Genomic DNA, 17,326 nt, shown 5'->3' on the forward strand with positions numbered 1-17,326 from the left:
TTGCGGGTTCTGCTGATCAAGACTTCTTCGCTGGGCGACGTGATTCATGCGTTGCCGGCGCTGACCGACGCGGCACGGGCTATCCCCGGCATCAAGTTCGACTGGGTGGTGGAAGAAGGCTTTGCCGAAATCCCGACCTGGCACCCGGCGGTGGGCAAGGTGATTCCGGTGGCGATCCGTCGCTGGCGCAAGCACATCTGGCAGACCATCAAGAGTGGTGAGTGGAAGCGCTTCAAGCAGAGCGTTCGCGCCGCTCAATATGATCTGGTGATCGATGCCCAGGGCTTGCTGAAAAGCGCGTTGCTGACCCGTTATGTCAAAGCGCCGGTGGCCGGGCTCGACAAGAACTCCGCGCGTGAGCCGATAGCTGCACGGTTTTATTCGCGCCGTCTGGCCGTGGCCCGTGGGCAGCACGCGGTTGAGCGGGTGCGCCAGCTGTTCGCCGTGGCCCTGGGTTACGACTTGCCAAAAGGTTTGGGCGACTATGGCCTGAGCGTCGAGCGACTGGTGGAATTGCCGCGCAAGAATCCTTACGTGGTGTTTCTCCACGGCACCACCTGGGACACCAAGCACTGGCCTGAAGCCTACTGGCGTGAACTGGCCGAACGCGTCGGCTACCTCGGCGTCGCGGTGAAGTTGCCGTGGGGCAATCCCGTCGAAAAAGCCCGGGCCGAGCGCATTGCCAAAGGCATGCGACATGTCGAGGTGCTGCCGAAGCTGAACCTCGCCGGCGTCGGAAAAGTATTGGCTGGCGCACAAGCCTGCGTGGCGGTGGACACCGGCCTTGGGCATCTCGCCGCGGCACTGGACGTACCGACGCTGTCGCTGTTCGGCCCGACCAACCCGGGCCTGACCGGCGCCTACGGCAAGGCGCAGATTCACATGGCCAGTGACTTTCCCTGCGCGCCGTGCCTGCAAAAGAAATGCACCTACCAACCGACGGCCGATGATGCCCGGCGGTTTGACCTTAAGCGCGAGTGGCCGCTGTGCTTCACGCGCCTGAATCCCGAGCGTGTCGCGACCCGACTGAGCACGTTGTTACTGGCTGAGGAGCTGCGCTGATGCAATTGGCATTCGTCTTGTACAAGTACTTTCCATTCGGGGGCTTGCAACGCGACTTCATGCGCATCGCCCTGGAATGTCAGCAGCGCGGCCATCAGATTCGCGTGTACACGCTGATTTGGGAAGGCGATGTGCCGCCGGGTTTTGAAGTGCTGGTGGCGCCCGTCAAAGCGTTCTTCAACCATCGCCGTAACGAAAAACTCAGCGCGTGGATGGAAGCGGATCTGGCCAAGCGTCCGGTGGACCGGTTGATCGGTTTCAACAAAATGCCGGGGCTGGACGTTTACTACGCTGCCGACGGCTGCTTCGAAGACAAAGCGCAGAACCTGCGCAATGCGCTGTACCGTCGCTGGGGGCGCTACCGGCACTTTGCCGAGTACGAACGCGCGGTGTTCGCCAAGGACGCCAAGACTGAAGTGCTGATGATTTCCGAAGTCCAGCAGCCGCTGTTCATCAAGCATTACGACACGCCGCTGGAGCGTTTCCATTTGCTGCCGCCGGGCATTTCTCAGGACCGCCGCGCGCCAGCCAATGCCGCCGAAATCCGTGCCGAATTTCGTCGCGAGTTCAGCCTGAAAGATGATGAGCTGCTGCTGGTGCAAATCGGCTCCGGGTTCAAGACCAAGGGCGTGGACCGCAGCCTCAAGGCGCTGGCCGCGTTGCCCGCTGATCTGAAGAAGCGCACCCGGCTGTTTGTAATTGGCCAGGATGACCCCAAGATATTTCAGATGCAGAGCGCGACCTTGGGGCTGGGCGACAGCGTGACGTTCCTCAAGGGCCGCAGCGATATCCCGCGTTTCCTGCTTGGCGCCGATCTATTGATCCACCCGGCGTATAACGAAAACACCGGGACCGTGTTGCTCGAAGCCTTGGTGGCCGGGTTACCGGTGCTGGTGAGCGCGGTCTGTGGTTATGCCCATTACATCGCCGAGGCCGACGCCGGCCTGGTGCTGGACGAACCCTTCGACCAGGCGCAACTGACGCAATACCTGACCGGGATGTTGAACGACGCTCAAGCGCGGGCGGCCTGGAGCCGCAACGGTCTGGCCTACGCCGAGACGGCCGACCTCTATAGCATGCCGCAGCACGCGGCCGATGTGATTCTGGCGGAGCACACTCAATGAAGTTGATGCTGGCTGAACCGTTCAAGAGCCTTTGGGCCGGACGCGATGCGTTCACCGAAGTCGAGAGCCTCCAGGGCGAGGTTTACCGTGAGTTGGAAGCGCGTCGGACCTTGCGCACTGAAGTGAACGGCGATGGTTTTTTCGTGAAGATCCACCGTGGCATCGGTTGGGGCGAGATTTTCAAAAACCTCCTGACGGCCAAACTGCCGGTGCTAGGTGCGGGGCAGGAATGGAAGGCCATTCAGCGCCTGCAAGCTGTCGGTGTGCCGACCATGACCGCCGTCGCTTATGGCGAGAAGGGCAGCAACCCGGCGGATCAACATTCATTCATTGTCACTGAAGAATTGGCGCCGACGGTCAGCCTCGAAGATTTCAGCATTGACTGGGTCAAACAGCCGCCGGAGCCAAAACTCAAGCGTGCACTGATCGCAGAGGTCGCGCGCATGACCGGGATGATGCACCGCGCCGGCGTCAATCACCGCGACTGCTACATCTGCCACTTCCTGCTGCACACCGATAAACCGGTGACGGCCGAAGATTTCAAACTCTCGGTGATCGACCTGCACCGCGCCCAGACCCGCCCGGCGATCACCCAGCGCTGGCGCAACAAGGATCTGGCGGCGCTGTACTTTTCGGCGCTGGACATCGGTCTGACCCGACGCGACAAACTGCGCTTCCTCAAGGGCTACTTTCAGCAGCCGCTGCGCCAGATTCTGGCCCAAGAAGCGCCTTTGCTCGCCTGGCTGGAAGGCAAAGCCAACAAACTCTACGACCGTAAACAGCGATACGGGGATGCGCTCTGATGCCGGGTTGGAAGCTGGAGCCTGCTTACAGCGATTTGGCGGAAGATTTTGGCAGCCTTGAGGCGGTGTTTGCGCTTCAGGGCGAACGCCTGACCCTCGACCCGTTGTCCGAGGTCATCCGTGTCCAGCGCAAGGGCGTCAACTATTACGTTAAGCGCTACGTCGGTGCTGGCAAAGGCCTGCGTCGTTACTTGGGCAAGCCTCGGGTAAAGGCGGAGTGGCAGAACCTCAAGCGCTTCGCCAAATGGGGCATTCCCACCGCCGAAGTGGTGGCCTGGGGACTGGAGCGTCGCGGCGCAACGTACAATCGCGGGGCGATGATCACCCGCGAGCTGCCCAACACCGAGGATTTGTCGGTACTCGCTAATCGGCATGATCCCAGGCTGTCGGACCGCGTCTGGGTCGATATTATCAGTCGCCAGCTGGCCAGCTACACCCGGACCATGCACGACAACCGTTTCACTCATAACGATTTGAAGTGGCGCAACCTGCTGGTCGATGACGACGCTCGGCTGTTCCTGATCGATTGCCCCAATGGTGATTTCTGGCGCGGCTTTTGGCTCAAGTACCGTATCACCAAAGACTTGGCCTGCCTCGACAAGGTGGCCAAATATCACCTGTCGGCCACACAGCGCCTGCGCTTTTATCTGCAATACCGCCAACGGACACGGCTCGATGCCGCTGACAAAAAACGGATCCGGCACGTGGTGAGATTTTTCGAGGGGCGCGAATGACTGGCTTTCTGGTCGCTGAAACGCGCGCGCTACACAAGGAGGCGAGCTGATGCGTTTGTCTGAACTGAAACGCGCTGGCCGCAGCCCCGACCTGCCGTTGAATGTCTCGCTGGCCGATGCTGCCGGGCCCGCCGAGTTGCAGTTGTTGAGCTTGCTGCGAGTGTTGCCGGGGCAACGCTATGTCGGTGCCGGTGTCTGGCGTGGCCGGCCGGTGTTGGCCAAGTTGTTGGTTGGCAGCAAGGCGGCGCGGCATTTTCAGCGAGAGCGGGACGGTGTGCGTTTGTTGGCCGATCAGGGCCTGACCACACCGCAGCTGTTGGCCGATGGCCTGAAGGACGGCGAGGGTGGCTGGTTGCTGTTCGATTTCCTTGAAGGCGCCGACAGCCTGGGGGATGCCTGGAAACAGGTTGAGCACTTGCCAATGCTGGCAGATGAGCAAACGGCGGTGTTGGCCGATGCCCTGGGCGCGATTGGTCAATTGCACCGCAAAGGGCTGTGGCAGGAAGACCTGCACCTGGACAACCTGTTGCGCCAGGGTGGCCGGCTGTATTTGATCGACGGTGCCGGCATCCGGACCGAAACACCGGGCCAGCCGCTATCGCGGCACAAGGTCCTGGAAAACCTCGGTGTGTTTTTCGCCCAGTTGCCCAAGTCGCTGGAGCCGTTCACCGAAGAATTGCTGGTGTATTACCTCTTGAGCAATGGCGAACACGCCTTGCCCATGGAGGCGTTGCAGAAGCAGATCAATAAAGTTCGTAGCTGGCGTCTCAAGGACTTCCTGGCCAAGGTCGGTCGCGAATGCACGCTGTTTAGTGTCCGGCGCGGGGCGTTCGGTTTGCGGGCGATACGTCGCGAGGAAGAGGCGGCGATGCTGCCGGTGCTGGAGCAGGCGGATGCCTTGCTCGATCAGGGGCATTTGTACAAGACCGGCGGTGCTGCGAGTGTCGGAAAAGTCGCGGTGGCCGGTCGGACGCTGGTGATCAAGCGTTACAACATCAAAGGATTTGCCCACTGGCTCAAACGCTTCTGGCGCCCGAGCCGCGCCTGGCATTCGTGGCGCGAAGGCAATCGCCTCGCGTTCCTCGGCATTGCCACGCCCAAGCCGCTGGCGCTGCTGGAAAAGCGTTTTCTGTGGTTGCGCAGTAAGGCGTATCTGGTGACCGAGTACTTGCCCGGCCCTGACATCATTGAGCGTTTTGCACCGTATGTTGAGAGCGGCGAGGCGCCCGAGGCTGAACTGCTGGCGCTGGATCATTTGTTTGCCGAACTGATTCGCGAGCGGATCAGTCACGGGGATTTCAAGGGGCACAATCTGTTCTGGCAAGACGATCGCTGGGCGCTGATCGATCTCGATTCGATGTGTCAGCATGGCTCGGCGGGCAGTTTTGCCCCCGCGTATGCGCGGGATCGGGCGCGGTTCATGCGTAACTGGCCTGAAAACAGTGCGCTGTATCAGGTTATTGATCAGCGTCTTCCCAAAGACATCTCCAGCGCTGCCTGAATCCATTCGCGAGCCGGCTCGCTCCCACATTGGATCTATGTCGCACAGAAATCTAAATGTGGGAGCGAGCCTGCTCGCGATGGGGCCAGAACAGCCCCCTGAGATTAAGGGACAGGTTCTTATGAAATGTCCTACACAATCTGCAGCCCCCATGAACTGTGCCCTGATTTGCCACGGTGCTAGTTTGCCTGACGTTCTCGGAGGGCAGATTTTGACTATAAAAATGGCAGTCGCATCAGGCGCTCTTTCACTGGTTCTGGCCGGTTGCGGGACCGTCACCACGGTGCTGCAGGATGACACGGCAGCCACTCAGCCCCTGCGACGACAAAAAACCTACTGTCAGTCCATTCCTCGCGTCTATAGCGGTCTGGCCCACGATTTTTGTCTGTTAAATGCGCCGCCGGACGCCACAGGGTTTCTGGTGCCATTCGTCTTGCTGGACATGACCTTGTCCGGCGTTCTGGACACCGTTGCCCTGCCGTACACGATTTATCGGCAGGGCGTCGATGGCAGCCTCCGGATTTACTGGCAGTGAGCCGGTGGATGAGCCGCAGTGAACGCTTTCGCTGCGGATGCCATCTTGGCGGCGCTGATAACCGTAGGGTCATTCCCGCCATGTTTACGCTATAATCCCGCCCTTTAGCTGTCTCTCGCCCCTTGAGAGGCACATTAATTTTTGAGGCGCCTTGCGCCTGCATGCAGACTAAAGAGGCTAGACCCCTGTGGCATTGACGATTCTTGGCCTGTCCGGCGCCCTTAGCCATGATCCTTCCGCAGCTTTGTACATCGACGGCAAGCTGGTCGCGGCAGCTGAGGAAGAGCGCTTTGTGCGCGATAAACATGCAAAGAACCGCATGCCTTACGAATCGGCGAAGTTCTGCCTCGAACAGGCGGGCATCAAGCCGTCCGACGTTGACGTGGTAGCGATTCCGTTCGCGCCGATCAGCCTGTTCGGCAAGGCGCGCTGGCACTACGCCAAGCGTTACTGGTACGCCCCGGATCGCGCGCTCGACGCGATCCTGATGGGTAACCGTCGCTACAAACGCTATCGCAACAAGATTGTCTGGTGCCTTGAGCAGCTGGGCTTCGATCCGAAGAAAATCAAGATCGAGCCGGTCGAGCATCACCTGGCCCACGCCTCCAGCGCCTACCACTGCTCCGGCTTTAAAGAAAAAACCGCAATCCTCGGGATCGATGGCAAAGGTGAGTACGCCACGACCTTCTTCGGTTACGGCGAAAACGGCAAAATCCACAAGATCAAGGAATTCTTCGATCCGGACTCCCTGGGTGGCCTGTACGGCGCGATCACCGAGTTCCTCGGTTTCGAGATGCTTGACGGTGAGTTCAAGGTCATGGGCATGGCGCCGTATGGCGACGCCAGCAAATACGATTTCTCACGCCTGGCCTCGTTCGAAAACGGCGAGCTGGTGATCAACACCGACTACGCCAACGTCATCGGCCTGCGTCGCTATAAAGAAAAGGGCAAGGGCTTCTACTTCTCGCCGAAGCTGATCGAGTGGCTGGGTCCCAAGCGCGAAGGCGATATCGCCGACGAGCCATACATCCACTACGCCGCGAGCATGCAAGCACTGTTCGAAAAGATTTCGCTGCAGATGATCGACCACTACCTGGGCGATGTGCTCAAGGAAACCGGCAAGCTGGCGTTCGCCGGCGGCTGTGCGTTGAACGTCAAGCTGAACCAGAAAATCATCGCCCGCGATGACGTCAAAGAATTGTTCGTCCAGCCAGCGTCCGGCGATGCCGGCACCGCGGTGGGGGCTGCTGCTTACGTGTCTCACGCCCGTGGCGTACCGGTCGAGAAGATGGAACACGTCTACCTTGGCCCGTCGTACACCAACGAAGACGTACTGGCCGCGTGTGCCCGTCACCCGAGCAAACCGGTATGGCGCAAGCTCCAGAACATGCCGGAAAACATCGCCAAAATCATGGTCGATGGCAACCCGGTGGCCTGGTTCCAGGGCCGCATGGAGTTCGGTCCGCGTGCACTGGGTGGTCGCTCGATCATCGGTTGTCCAAGCGCCACTGGCGTGGCTGACCGCATCAACCATCAGATCAAGTTCCGCGAGCGCTGGAGGCCTTTCTGCCCCTCGATGCTCGACACCGTCGCACCGCAGATGATCAAGATCGATCACCCTGCGCCGTTCATGACCTTCACGTTTGAAGTGGCGGAAGAATGGAAGACCCGCGTACCGGAAGTCGTCCACGAAGATGGCACGTCGCGGGCCCAGGTGCTCAAGCGCGAATACAACCCGCGCTACTACGACATGATGAAAGCGCTGGAAGTACTCACCGGCAACGGTGTGTCGCTGAACACCTCGCTCAACCGCCGTGGCGAACCGATGATCTGTTCGCCGACGGATGCCTTGAACATGTTCTTTGGTTCCGATCTACAGTACCTGATCATGGAAGACATTCTGGTGGTCAAAGAGGGCGCGGACGCATATGACACGCTCGGCTGAACGCCATGTGCTGCAGTTCTGTCACGGCTATGACGGTCCGTTTCTGGACTGCGCCCGGCAGTATGCCAGCCTGTTCGCGGGGACTGGTTACCGCGTGACCACGGTCTTCCTGACCGGGGTTGCCGACGCCGAAGTCGCCGCGGGTTGCGCTAGCGATGAAGTACTGTTCATGGAATACAGCTCCAAGGCCATCCGTGGCCTGAAGCTGGGTGCCATTGGCGATCTGCGCAAGATCGCCGCTTCGCGTAACTTCAGTTTCTGCATTGCCCATCGTTTCAAGCCGATCTACATCGCCTTGCTCGGCACGTCGTTGCCAGTGATTGGCGTGCACCACGCGTTTGGCGATTACAAAAGAGGCACGCGCAAACTCTTTGCGCATATTTTCCGCAAGCGCCTGAGCCTGCTCGGGGTCTCCGATGCCGTGCGCGACGACATGCGCAGCTGCCTGCCGAAATGGCCGGCCGCACGGATACAGACGCTCTATAACCGTATCGATGTGCAAGCCTTGCAGGACAGCCAGGTGTCCGCTCGCGAAGCTCGGGAAACCCTCGGCTTGGCGATGGATGCCTGGGTGGTCGGCAATGTCGGGCGGCTGCATCCGGACAAGGATCAGGCCACGCTGCTGGAGGGTTTTGCCGCAGCATTGGCGGGCTTGCCGTCCAACAGTCAATTGGTGATTCTCGGTACGGGTCGACTGGAGTCGGAGCTCAAGGCGCGCGCCCGTGAGCTGGGTGTCGGCGACCGCGTGCTGTTTCTCGGCCAGGTGCCCGAAGCCCGGCGTTATTTCCGTGCCTTCGATGTGTTTGCCTTGAGTTCCGATCACGAACCGTTCGGTATGGTGCTGCTGGAGGCCATGGCCGCTGGCGTGCCGTTGCTCGCCACCGCGTGCGGCGGTGCGAAGGAAGTGGTCGAAGGTGTGGGCATTTTGTTTCCGCTGGGCGATGCCGAGCGCTTGGCTCAGGGGCTGCAACATCTGGCCGCGATGGATGAGCAGCAACGACACCAGTGTGCAGAGCTGATGCTTGACCGCTTGCGTGAGCGCTTCTCCGACCTCGCGGTACGCGACGCGTTCTGGCGTTTGCCGCAGGTTACCGAACTGGCGCCGAGGGGCTGATGCTCAACCGACTTCAAGGCTGGCGTGAGCGTGGCTGGGCGGTAGTCGATGCCCCGACCTATGCCGAGGCCTGGCAGCGTTATGGCGGCAGCGTCGCGACTCATCCATTGGTGGTCGAGCGTCTGGCGCAGCTGGCCGGCATTCCGGTGCGTTATCTGGCCTGGGAGCAAAATGGCGAAGTCAAAGCCGCGATTCCGACCTGGGGTCGAGACCTCGCCTTGTCCAAGGACGTGCTTAAGCGCAGCGGTAAAAAAGGCTTGTTTGACCTGGGTAATGCCGAGCTGATCCTGCCCGCCTCTGACGATGCCCAAGCCCCGTTGCGTCATCGCGCGCGCTATCTCTCGGTGCTGAATGAAGGGCGCTTTTGCGGCCTCAAGTTGCAGGCCGAGCAGTTGGCCATGGCGCGGACACCGGAAGAGCTGTCGAAAAAGTTTCGCTACAACCAGCGCCGCGAATTGCGCTTGCTGGAAGAGGCGGGTGGCGTGGCGCGGCCGGTCGCCGAGTTTTCCAGCGTCGAGCTGGCGGCCATCTATTGCGATCTGTTCCAGCGTCGCTGGGGATTCCCGGCAACAGGCGCCGAGCGTATGGCCGAGGTTATCGGGTTGCTGCGTGAGTTGCTGATCGGTTCGGTGATTTTTCTCAACGATGCGCCGATAGCGATTCAACTGGTCTACCGAGTCGAGACACCGCAGTGGATCAGCGTCGAGTACATCAATGGCGGCGTCGATCCCGAAACCCGTGAGTTCAGTCCCGGCAGCGTGCTGAGTTTTCTAAACACCCAAAGCGCCTGGGAGCATGCCCGGGCGCTGGACAAGCCCTTGCGCTTTTCCTTTGGGCGCGCCGACCGTGAATACAAGGAACGCTGGTGCAACCCTGTACCGGTCTTCACCGTATGAGTGAGCCCATGAGTCGCAAACAACACCTGCTCAAACGCCACCGACGCAACAAGCGCATCGGTCTGTTGATCGCGCTGGCGCTATTGATTGCCTGCGGCGTGCTGGTGGCCTGGTGGTTGCCGTTGCTGCTCGCGGTCCTCGGTTGGGTCGCCCACGAGGCGTGGTTTGCCGACCATTTGTTTTATTCGCCGAAAGACGATTATCAGTACAACTTCCCACCGTATACCCAAAAACCCAAGGTTTACCTGGAGGGTGAGCGTTTGCGGCTGGACGAGGGCGTGATGCTGGTCGACGACGCGACGCTGGTCCTGGCGCTACGGATAAAAAGCACTTGGCTGGGACGCTTTATCGACCCTGTGGTTGAGTTGTCAGGTGGCGATAACCCGGACCGACAAACGCTCGAGCGTGGCGTAAACGGCCTGCGTTACCTCAACCTGAGTGGTCAGGCTCAGGTGCTGTCCAAAGGTGAATTACGTCTGCGCGGGCGTTTTTGCCGATTACTCGGCGAGCCGGTGCTGTGGGTGTTCGAGCATCCGGATTACCGGCGTCAGCGGGTGATGGTCATCGCGCCCCATGCCGACGATGCCGAGTTGGCGGCCTACGGTCTGTATAGTCAGGCCGACGAAGCCTGGATTGTCACCCTGACGGCCGGCGAAATCGAAGCTGAACACTATCAGCGGATGGGACTGAGCACCGTCGAAGCGTCGCGCCTCAAGGGCCGACTGCGGGCTTGGGACAGTATCGCAGTGCCGCGCTGGGCCGGGGTGCCCGAAGCCCATTGTGTGCAATTGGGTTATTTCTGTCTGCAACTGGCGGCGATGCAGGCCGCGCCGACTCAGCCCGTGGGGTCGCGGGAAGCGGATCTGAACGACACCCGCCTGTTCCGCCAGTTGAATTCCTTTGCCCTGCCGGGCGACGTCGACGGTATGCCGACCTGGAACAATCTGCTGGCTGATCTGCGCGAGTTGCTGCTACGCGCGCGCCCTGACGTCATCGTGTTGCCGCACCCGACTCTTGATCCTCATCCTGACCACATTTGCGCGCAAGAGGCGGTTCTTGAAGCGTTGCGAGGCCTGGAGTGGCAGCCGACCACATTGCTCGGTTACGCCAACCATCTGCACGACAACGATCGCTGGCCGATGGGCGATGCAGGCCATGGCATAGCGCTGCCACCCGCCTTCGACGCCTCGGTGCCGATGCTGCCATGCAGCCTGGCAATGCCTCTGCGGATTCAGCGTGACAAAGCCATGGCGCTGGGGATGATGCACGACTTGCAAACGCCGTTACCGTTCAAGCGGCGATTGCGGCGGTTGATGCAGTGTCTCTTGGCCAGTAGAGTGCAGTCCATCTATGGAGAGAATGAGTTTTTTCGCAAGGCGGTCAGGCGCCAAGAGTTGTTCTGGCTCCTGAAGCATGGTGAAACTTCTGCGAAGCAGAGTTGATGTATCGCGTGGCCTAATCTGACGGCGTATTCAGCATTGACAGTGAGTTTTTCTGTGATCAACCCATGCCCGCGTATCCTGTTTCTAATGCCTTATTTCGGCCGTTGGCCATTCTGGATGCCGTTTTTTCTCGAGAGCTGCCGTCGCAATGCCGACATCGACTGGCTGCTGTTCAGTGATTGCGGGGTTCCCGATTATCTGCCGCCAAACGTCACCGTCGAAAGCATGATGTTCAGCGATTATTGTGGGGTGGTGTCCCAGCGGCTGGACATCGATTTTGCGCCGAAAGAGGCTTACAAACTGTGCGACATCAGGCCAGCGCTGGGGCATATCCATGCCGACCGCCTGCAAGGCTATGATTTCTGGGGATTCGGCGATATTGATCTGGTGTATGGTGATCTGCGCAGTTACTTCACCCCCAAGCGCCTCGCCGCTTATGACCTGTTCTCCACCCACGAGCGGCGAGTTGCCGGGCATCTGTGTCTGATCCGCAACACAGCCTGCAAGCGTGAGTTGTTCAGGCAGATCAAGGATTGGAAAACGCGATTCATCGATCAGAAGCATCACGCGCTGGACGAAGGCGCGTTCAGTCGAATCTTTCTCTGGCGCAAGAATTTTCCAGAGCCTTTGTTCAATTTGGTGGGCAAGTTCAACCCGTTGCGTCGACGCAGCGAGTTCACCGAGGCATTCAGTACGCCGGGTGGTTGCATCAAGTGGCATGACGGCACGGAGTTTTTCCCGCTCAAATGGAGTTGGCGTGATGGCCAATTGAGCAATGATCGCGATGGCGATCGCCGGTTTCCGTATTTCCACTTCGTCTGCTGGAAGCGCAACGAGTGGTCACGGTTGCCTCAACCCGACCCGGCGGAGGTCCGGCGCCTCGCCGCCGAGCCTGACTGGGTCATCGATGCGGCTGGTTTTCGCCGGGGAGCGTTATGAGTCAACGGTCAAAGGTTCTGCAATTACAGCCTGACTACAACGTCAAGGCCCATGATTTTGCTGACCTCGCGGAGCAAATCGTAAAGGCTCTGCCAGGCGATCGCTATGAAGTGACTGCGGCGTTTTTGAGGGGTAAGCCCGGGCCTGGCGACGCGGTGAGCCGTGCCGATCGCTCGGTGTATTTCGAATTTTCCGACAAGGCCCTCAAGGGCATGCGCCTGCGGGCCATGTGGCGGCTGTATCAGTTCTGCCGTAAAGAAAAGTTCGAGGTGGTGATCTGTAACCGCTTTAAACCGGTGAACATGATGCTGATGCTCAATCGCTGGTTGAAAGTACCGTTGTGTATTGGCATTTCCCACGGATTTGGCGAGTACGACCGGTTTTACCGACGCCGCCAGACCCAGCGCCTGATCGATCGTCACTGGCGCTTTGTCGGTGTGTCGCCGGCAGTCAAACAGTACCTGCTGGACTGCGACTGCGGTTTCACTGACCAGAACACTTACGCCATCACCAACGCCATCGATATCGAGCAGGCTGAAGGCTTGCAGCACAGCCGCGAGCGCGCTCGCGAAATGCTCGGCATTGATCCGTCGGTGCGGTTGATCGGCGCCTTGGGCCGGTTGGTGCCGGTCAAGGGGCACACCTATTTGTTGCAGGCGTTTGCTGCCCTTAAAGACAAGTATCCCAATACTCAATTGGCGATCATCGGTGCCGGACGTGAAGAGTCGCGCCTGGCCGCCGAGATTGAGCGCCTGGGTCTGAAGGGGCGCGCACATTTGCTCGGGTTTAAGGAAAACGCCTTGCAGTACGTTCGCGCGTTCGACATCTGGACCATGCCATCGCTGGCCGAAGGCCTGGGGCTGGCGCTGCTTGAAGGCATGAGCGGCCATCTGCCTGTCATCGCGTCGAACGTGCCGGCCATGCTGCCGTTGATCCAGGGCGCAGGAGGTCTGGCAATTACCCCTGCCGATGTGCCAACCCTGGTCGCGGCGCTGGATAATTACCTCGGCCTTTCGGACGACGAGCTCAAGGCCAAAGGCGAACAGGCCTACTGCTATCTCCAGCAACAACACGACATCGAGGTGTTCCGGCAGGAGTACCTGGACCTGATTGACTCCGGCTTGGAACAAGCCCGCAAGGAACAACCATGAGCGATGCGCAACCTCTCGTAACGGTCATTATTGCGTCGTATAACCACGGTCGTTATATCGAGGAAAGCATTCTCAGCGTCCTCAACCAGACCTATCAGCACATCGAGTTGCTGGTAGTCGATGACGGTTCGACCGATGACAGTGTCGAGCGGATCAACGTCTTGCAGGCCCGGCACGGTTTCGATTTTCGCGTCCAGAAGAATCAGGGGCTGACCAACACGCTCAACGGCGCGATTGCTCGCGCCAAGGGCAGCCTGATCGTACCGTTCGGTTCCGATGACATCATGCTGCCGGAGCGCATTGCCACCCAGGTCGCGTACATGGACGGCAAACCCGAAGTCGGGATTTGTGCCGGCAACATCGAGCTGATCGACGCCGACGGAAACCTTTATCCGGAAAAGCGTCAGCGCCGCGAGGTGCCGTTCCGCCGACTGGACTTCGATGATATGTTCCTGGAGCGCAAGCCCTATCCGCCGGCGCCGACCTTGATGATTCGTCGCGAAGCGCTGGAAAAGGTGGGCGGGTTCGACCCGAATATTCGTCTGGAGGACTTGCTGATTGAACTGAAAGTGACTCACGCCGGTTACTTTATCGATGGTCTGAATGTGGTGATGGCGCGCTATCGCAAGCACGCCACCAACTCTTACAAGAACCACCGCTTCATGGTCGACAACATCCTGCGTTCCTACGCGCTGTTCAGCGAGCATCCGTTGTACGACGAGGTGCGCTACAAGTTCCTCAACTCGATGTTTCTCAAGACTGCCAATCGAGACCGCAAGCTGGCGCGCGAACTGCTGGCGCAGATTCCGTTCAAGTCGTGGAACAAAAAGACCTGGCGTGGCCTGGGGCGATTGTTTTTTTCACCGTTGGAAAAAGACTGAGCGTTGGGTTGGATTCAGCGTTATCGGGGCACGCTCTGCAGCGATGATATCGAAGGGTTCCTGGCTTATGTCCGTCAGCGGCAGCCACAGTAAGGGTTCAGAGTGGTTGAACGACCTTCTGCGATAGTTTTATCTGGCCGTTCCTGTTCTGACGTAGCCAGTGCAGGGTTTTCTTGCCCGCATTGATGCCCGGCTTCTCGATGTACAGATAGGTCATGCTGCTGATGATGATCAGCAGGCAGGTGCTCAGGGCGAGCAGCGGCAGGAATATCCAGCTTTCCCGGGCGTCCAGATGAAGCATCCGCGGCAGTTGCTGCACCAGTACCCAGATTACGAAACCGTGCAGCAGGTAAGTGCTGTAGCTGATCTCTCCGAGCCAGCGGATGCTGCGTAGTCCAAGAGCTCCAAACAGGGAGTTTCCAGAGGCTACGATGACGAAGCACACCGAAATCAGTAGCAACGGTCCCAGGCTGAAGGCGTGGTCGAATGCCGTAAATGCAATTGCCACTGCCAGTAAGGCAATCCCCCCCGCCAGAGGTGTCTTGCTCCAGGCTACCAACTGTGGCCGGCGAATCCAGTAGGCGGCTGCAATGCCGCCGAGGAAGCTGGCCAGGATATGTTTTTTCAGTGAGTGCTCCCAGCCGACCACCTGGTAAAGGGTGTAAATACCGATCAGGCACAGCACCGTTTGCAGCCAGCTGCCGCGATAGATGAACATCAAGGCAGCCAGTGGCAGGGCCAGGTAAAAGAATATTTCGTAAGCCAGGGTCCAGGTGACATTGGAGATCAGCAACCCGGTTCGGGGGTACTGATTGATATTCGGTCGATCGAAGCTCAGCCAGGAAAAAATCTGGCCAATGAACTTGATGCCAGGGTCCTTGAGTTCCCAGTTCTGCAGATATAACACCGTTACAAAGACGATCGTCATCAATGGCAGGTAAAGCGGGTAGAGACGAAATAGTCGCGATACCGCAAAGGCCAGCCAGTCATGTTGCCGCCCTTGGGTGAGCAATCGGTCCCAGAACAGAAATCCGGTGATCATAAAAAACAGTGCGACGCTGCCCTGGCCAAGCTGTGAGTAGAAATTGCTTGGCGGATAATCTATTTTGCCCGTGCTTAGAAATATCCAGGTAATGATGGAGTGGTGAACGAATACACCGAACGCCAGGTATCCGCGCAGGCCATCAATGCTGGCAAAGCGGCGGTTGCCGGCCTGCTCCAGATGACCGGCGATTTTCGGAACGGTGCTCAGCACAAGGGCGGCGGTCACGATCGCGAGCAGGTAGGCCGCTATCGCAATGATCGGGTTCGTTTCATTCATCAGTGAACCCGGGCCGGGGAGCTGCCCGTCAGCACTTGCCTCTGCAGATTTTTCACGTCGGATTTCGATGCCTTCGCAGCATACCCCTTGAGTAATGCTTCGAAATGATCCTCGAACAGCCAGCGACGATCGACGGTGTAACGCTGCATATGACGCAGATTGCGCTGGCGCAGGGAAGAGCTCAATGAAGAAGGGTAAATGCGCATATCGGCCAGGTCGATCAGGCCGAACTCACCATCTTCCAGTACCAACACGTTGCCCAAGTGGAGGGAGCGGAAATAGACACCCTGCTCATGCAACTGCGCCATGAATTTGCCGAAACGTTCCACCAATGCCTGACGTACCGCCGGGGCGGTAATACCTTGCAGGACCTGGCGCAGCGTGTGCCCTGACAAGGGTGAGTAATGCACGGCGGTACTGCCGTCTTCGAGCCGGTACAGGTCGAGGATTGGCGGTGTAGGAATGCCCATGTTGCGCAGTTGAACACTATTGATGGCAAAGCGTTCGGAGTACGGGTTGAAACTTCCCGAGGTGTACCAGCGACGGCGGCGGAACAGCTTGAGGAAACTGCCGTCGATCAGGCGCAGGACCTTCGGGCCCAGACCATCTTCTTCGATGATTTGGGCGTTGGCAGTGAGCTGCTGCAGAGCGCTTGGCGTCGCCGTTTTGATCGGCACGGCCAGCAAGCGCCTGGCTCGCTGGTTGATGCTCAATGCGGCAATCAGTGCCAGAGGAATCCACAGCAGAAACCAGTGCTCTTTTGGTCGGGAAATAATCCCCCCACCTTCGGTCAGGCCTGCACCGATACCGAAGGCCAGCCAGGTTGAAGCGATGATAAACAGCGGTTGAAGCCGATAGCGCCAACTGCTCAGCAAACCGACGACCTGGATGAACAGCCATGGCAAGAAACCGACAATGCCGACGTAATAGAGCACTCCCAGGGCGAAACTATGGGGCTCCTGCAGGATGACGCCCATGCCGGGATCGATGGTCAGGTCGGCGTTGAAGCCATGACCTATCCACGGATGATGGGCAATCTTCTGCAGGGCCAACTGCCAAATCTCGAAGCGATAGGAATCGCCCCGTCCATTGATCATCTGCGAAAACACCACGGCAACGGCTGCACCCGTGGTGAGCAGTGTGCCAAGCAAAACAACGGAGCGTCGATTCCAGCAAATGAAGCTCAGCCAGAGCGCCGCCAGCGTCAGTGCAACCAGCGGGGTCCTGGAACCGGTAGCAATCACGGCGGCGAACATGACCGCCATTGCCGGGATACTTAGCCAAAGTATCTTCCGACGCTTGCAGGTCATGCTCACGCTGAGCCAATAGGCGCAGAAAAAGCCGAAGACGTGGGAGCTAAGCAGCGGATTGTCAAAGGCTCCACCTCCGATCAGGCGCAGGCCCGGTTCGTAGATGCGGGAAAACATGTACAGGTTATAGACCGAGGCAACCAACGCCACCATCGCTGCGCAGAACAGCAGAGGCTGGATGATCTCGCTGCGATAGCGCACCAGCAGGTAGCTGCCGACGAACAGAAAAAGGGTATGCAGCGGTGGTTTGAACTCGCCGGCGATGTCGTCATCAGGAGGGCCCCAGCACAGGCTGAGCAGGGCCCACGCCACGAACAGTAATGCCGCAATGATGATGGGCTCGCGTAGCAACTCCTTTATCATCTGCGGTCGCAGGCATAGTGCTATCAGCGCAGGAATGCTGAATAAACCGTAATAAAGTTTGTGGTGCTGACTTCGGCCCGGCAGAAAAAAAAGTGCACTCAGCAGCAATAAGTAACCGAGCGGAAGGATCCACAGGCAAATGAAATCGAAGACTCGATTGGATGTGTTGTTCAAACCGTTTAATTGCATGCTGAGTGATTCATTC

Annotated in this window: 15 protein-coding genes; 13 read left to right on the top strand and 2 right to left on the bottom strand. The window is 58.9% G+C overall.

The window, feature by feature from the left end:
• The 13 genes from waaC (at position 1) to AC1MDT_RS24215 (ending at position 14,127) form a co-directional block, all read left to right on the top strand.
• On the top strand, positions 1–1,062 hold the full coding sequence (gene waaC, locus AC1MDT_RS24155; RefSeq protein ID WP_480419277.1) for a lipopolysaccharide heptosyltransferase I: 1,062 nt from the start codon (positions 1–3) through the stop codon (positions 1,060–1,062).
• Positions 1,062–2,186, top strand: coding sequence for a glycosyltransferase family 4 protein (locus AC1MDT_RS24160; RefSeq protein ID WP_480419279.1), 1,125 nt, complete (start codon positions 1,062–1,064; stop codon positions 2,184–2,186). The genes waaC and AC1MDT_RS24160 overlap by 1 nt, the downstream gene beginning before the upstream one ends.
• On the top strand, positions 2,183–2,989 hold the full coding sequence (rfaP, locus tag AC1MDT_RS24165; RefSeq protein WP_414906009.1) for a lipopolysaccharide core heptose(I) kinase RfaP: 807 nt from the start codon (positions 2,183–2,185) through the stop codon (positions 2,987–2,989). Before AC1MDT_RS24160 ends, rfaP begins: the two co-directional genes overlap by 4 nt.
• The gene (locus AC1MDT_RS24170) at positions 2,989–3,723 is read left to right on the top strand and encodes a lipopolysaccharide kinase InaA family protein (RefSeq protein ID WP_480419280.1); all 735 of its coding nucleotides are present in this window, start codon (positions 2,989–2,991) and stop codon (positions 3,721–3,723) included. Before rfaP ends, AC1MDT_RS24170 begins: the two co-directional genes overlap by 1 nt.
• A 49-nt stretch (positions 3,724–3,772) precedes the next feature.
• Complete coding sequence (locus AC1MDT_RS24175) at positions 3,773–5,224, top strand: lipopolysaccharide kinase InaA family protein (protein ID WP_480419281.1); 1,452 nt, start codon at positions 3,773–3,775, stop codon at positions 5,222–5,224.
• Between the two features lie 211 nt (positions 5,225–5,435).
• Positions 5,436–5,759, top strand: coding sequence for a YceK/YidQ family lipoprotein (locus AC1MDT_RS24180; protein ID WP_480419282.1), 324 nt, complete (start codon positions 5,436–5,438; stop codon positions 5,757–5,759).
• A gap of 187 nt (positions 5,760–5,946) precedes the next feature.
• Positions 5,947–7,704 carry a carbamoyltransferase family protein gene (locus AC1MDT_RS24185; RefSeq protein WP_480419283.1) on the top strand — a complete coding sequence of 586 codons (1,758 nt, stop codon included), beginning with the start codon at positions 5,947–5,949 and terminating at the stop codon, positions 7,702–7,704.
• Positions 7,688–8,818: a glycosyltransferase gene (locus tag AC1MDT_RS24190; RefSeq protein WP_480419284.1), complete on the top strand. Its 1,131-nt coding sequence runs from the start codon at positions 7,688–7,690 to the stop codon at positions 8,816–8,818. Before AC1MDT_RS24185 ends, AC1MDT_RS24190 begins: the two co-directional genes overlap by 17 nt.
• Positions 8,818–9,714 (top strand): antimicrobial resistance protein Mig-14, encoded by an 897-nt coding sequence (locus tag AC1MDT_RS24195; protein ID WP_480419286.1) that lies wholly within the window; start codon positions 8,818–8,820, stop codon positions 9,712–9,714. The genes AC1MDT_RS24190 and AC1MDT_RS24195 overlap by 1 nt, the downstream gene beginning before the upstream one ends.
• A gap of 8 nt (positions 9,715–9,722) precedes the next feature.
• Positions 9,723–11,156 carry a PIG-L deacetylase family protein gene (locus tag AC1MDT_RS24200; protein WP_480419288.1) on the top strand — a complete coding sequence of 478 codons (1,434 nt, stop codon included), beginning with the start codon at positions 9,723–9,725 and terminating at the stop codon, positions 11,154–11,156.
• Between the two features lie 54 nt (positions 11,157–11,210).
• Positions 11,211–12,095, top strand: coding sequence for a DUF6625 family protein (locus AC1MDT_RS24205; RefSeq protein WP_480419290.1), 885 nt, complete (start codon positions 11,211–11,213; stop codon positions 12,093–12,095).
• On the top strand, positions 12,092–13,246 hold the full coding sequence (locus AC1MDT_RS24210; protein WP_414906018.1) for a glycosyltransferase family 4 protein: 1,155 nt from the start codon (positions 12,092–12,094) through the stop codon (positions 13,244–13,246). Before AC1MDT_RS24205 ends, AC1MDT_RS24210 begins: the two co-directional genes overlap by 4 nt.
• Positions 13,243–14,127: a glycosyltransferase gene (locus tag AC1MDT_RS24215; protein ID WP_480419291.1), complete on the top strand. Its 885-nt coding sequence runs from the start codon at positions 13,243–13,245 to the stop codon at positions 14,125–14,127. The genes AC1MDT_RS24210 and AC1MDT_RS24215 overlap by 4 nt, the downstream gene beginning before the upstream one ends.
• A gap of 97 nt (positions 14,128–14,224) precedes the next feature.
• Here AC1MDT_RS24215 and AC1MDT_RS24220 read toward each other — a convergent pair whose 3' ends face one another.
• Positions 14,225–15,448 (bottom strand): acyltransferase family protein, encoded by a 1,224-nt coding sequence (locus tag AC1MDT_RS24220; protein WP_480419292.1) that lies wholly within the window; start codon positions 15,446–15,448, stop codon positions 14,225–14,227.
• Complete coding sequence (locus AC1MDT_RS24225) at positions 15,448–17,310, bottom strand: O-antigen ligase family protein (protein WP_480419293.1); 1,863 nt, start codon at positions 17,308–17,310, stop codon at positions 15,448–15,450. The genes AC1MDT_RS24220 and AC1MDT_RS24225 overlap by 1 nt, the downstream gene beginning before the upstream one ends.
• Positions 17,311–17,326 lie beyond the last annotated feature (16 nt).

The sequence above is a fragment of the Pseudomonas sp. ASL7 genome (assembly GCF_056680375.1).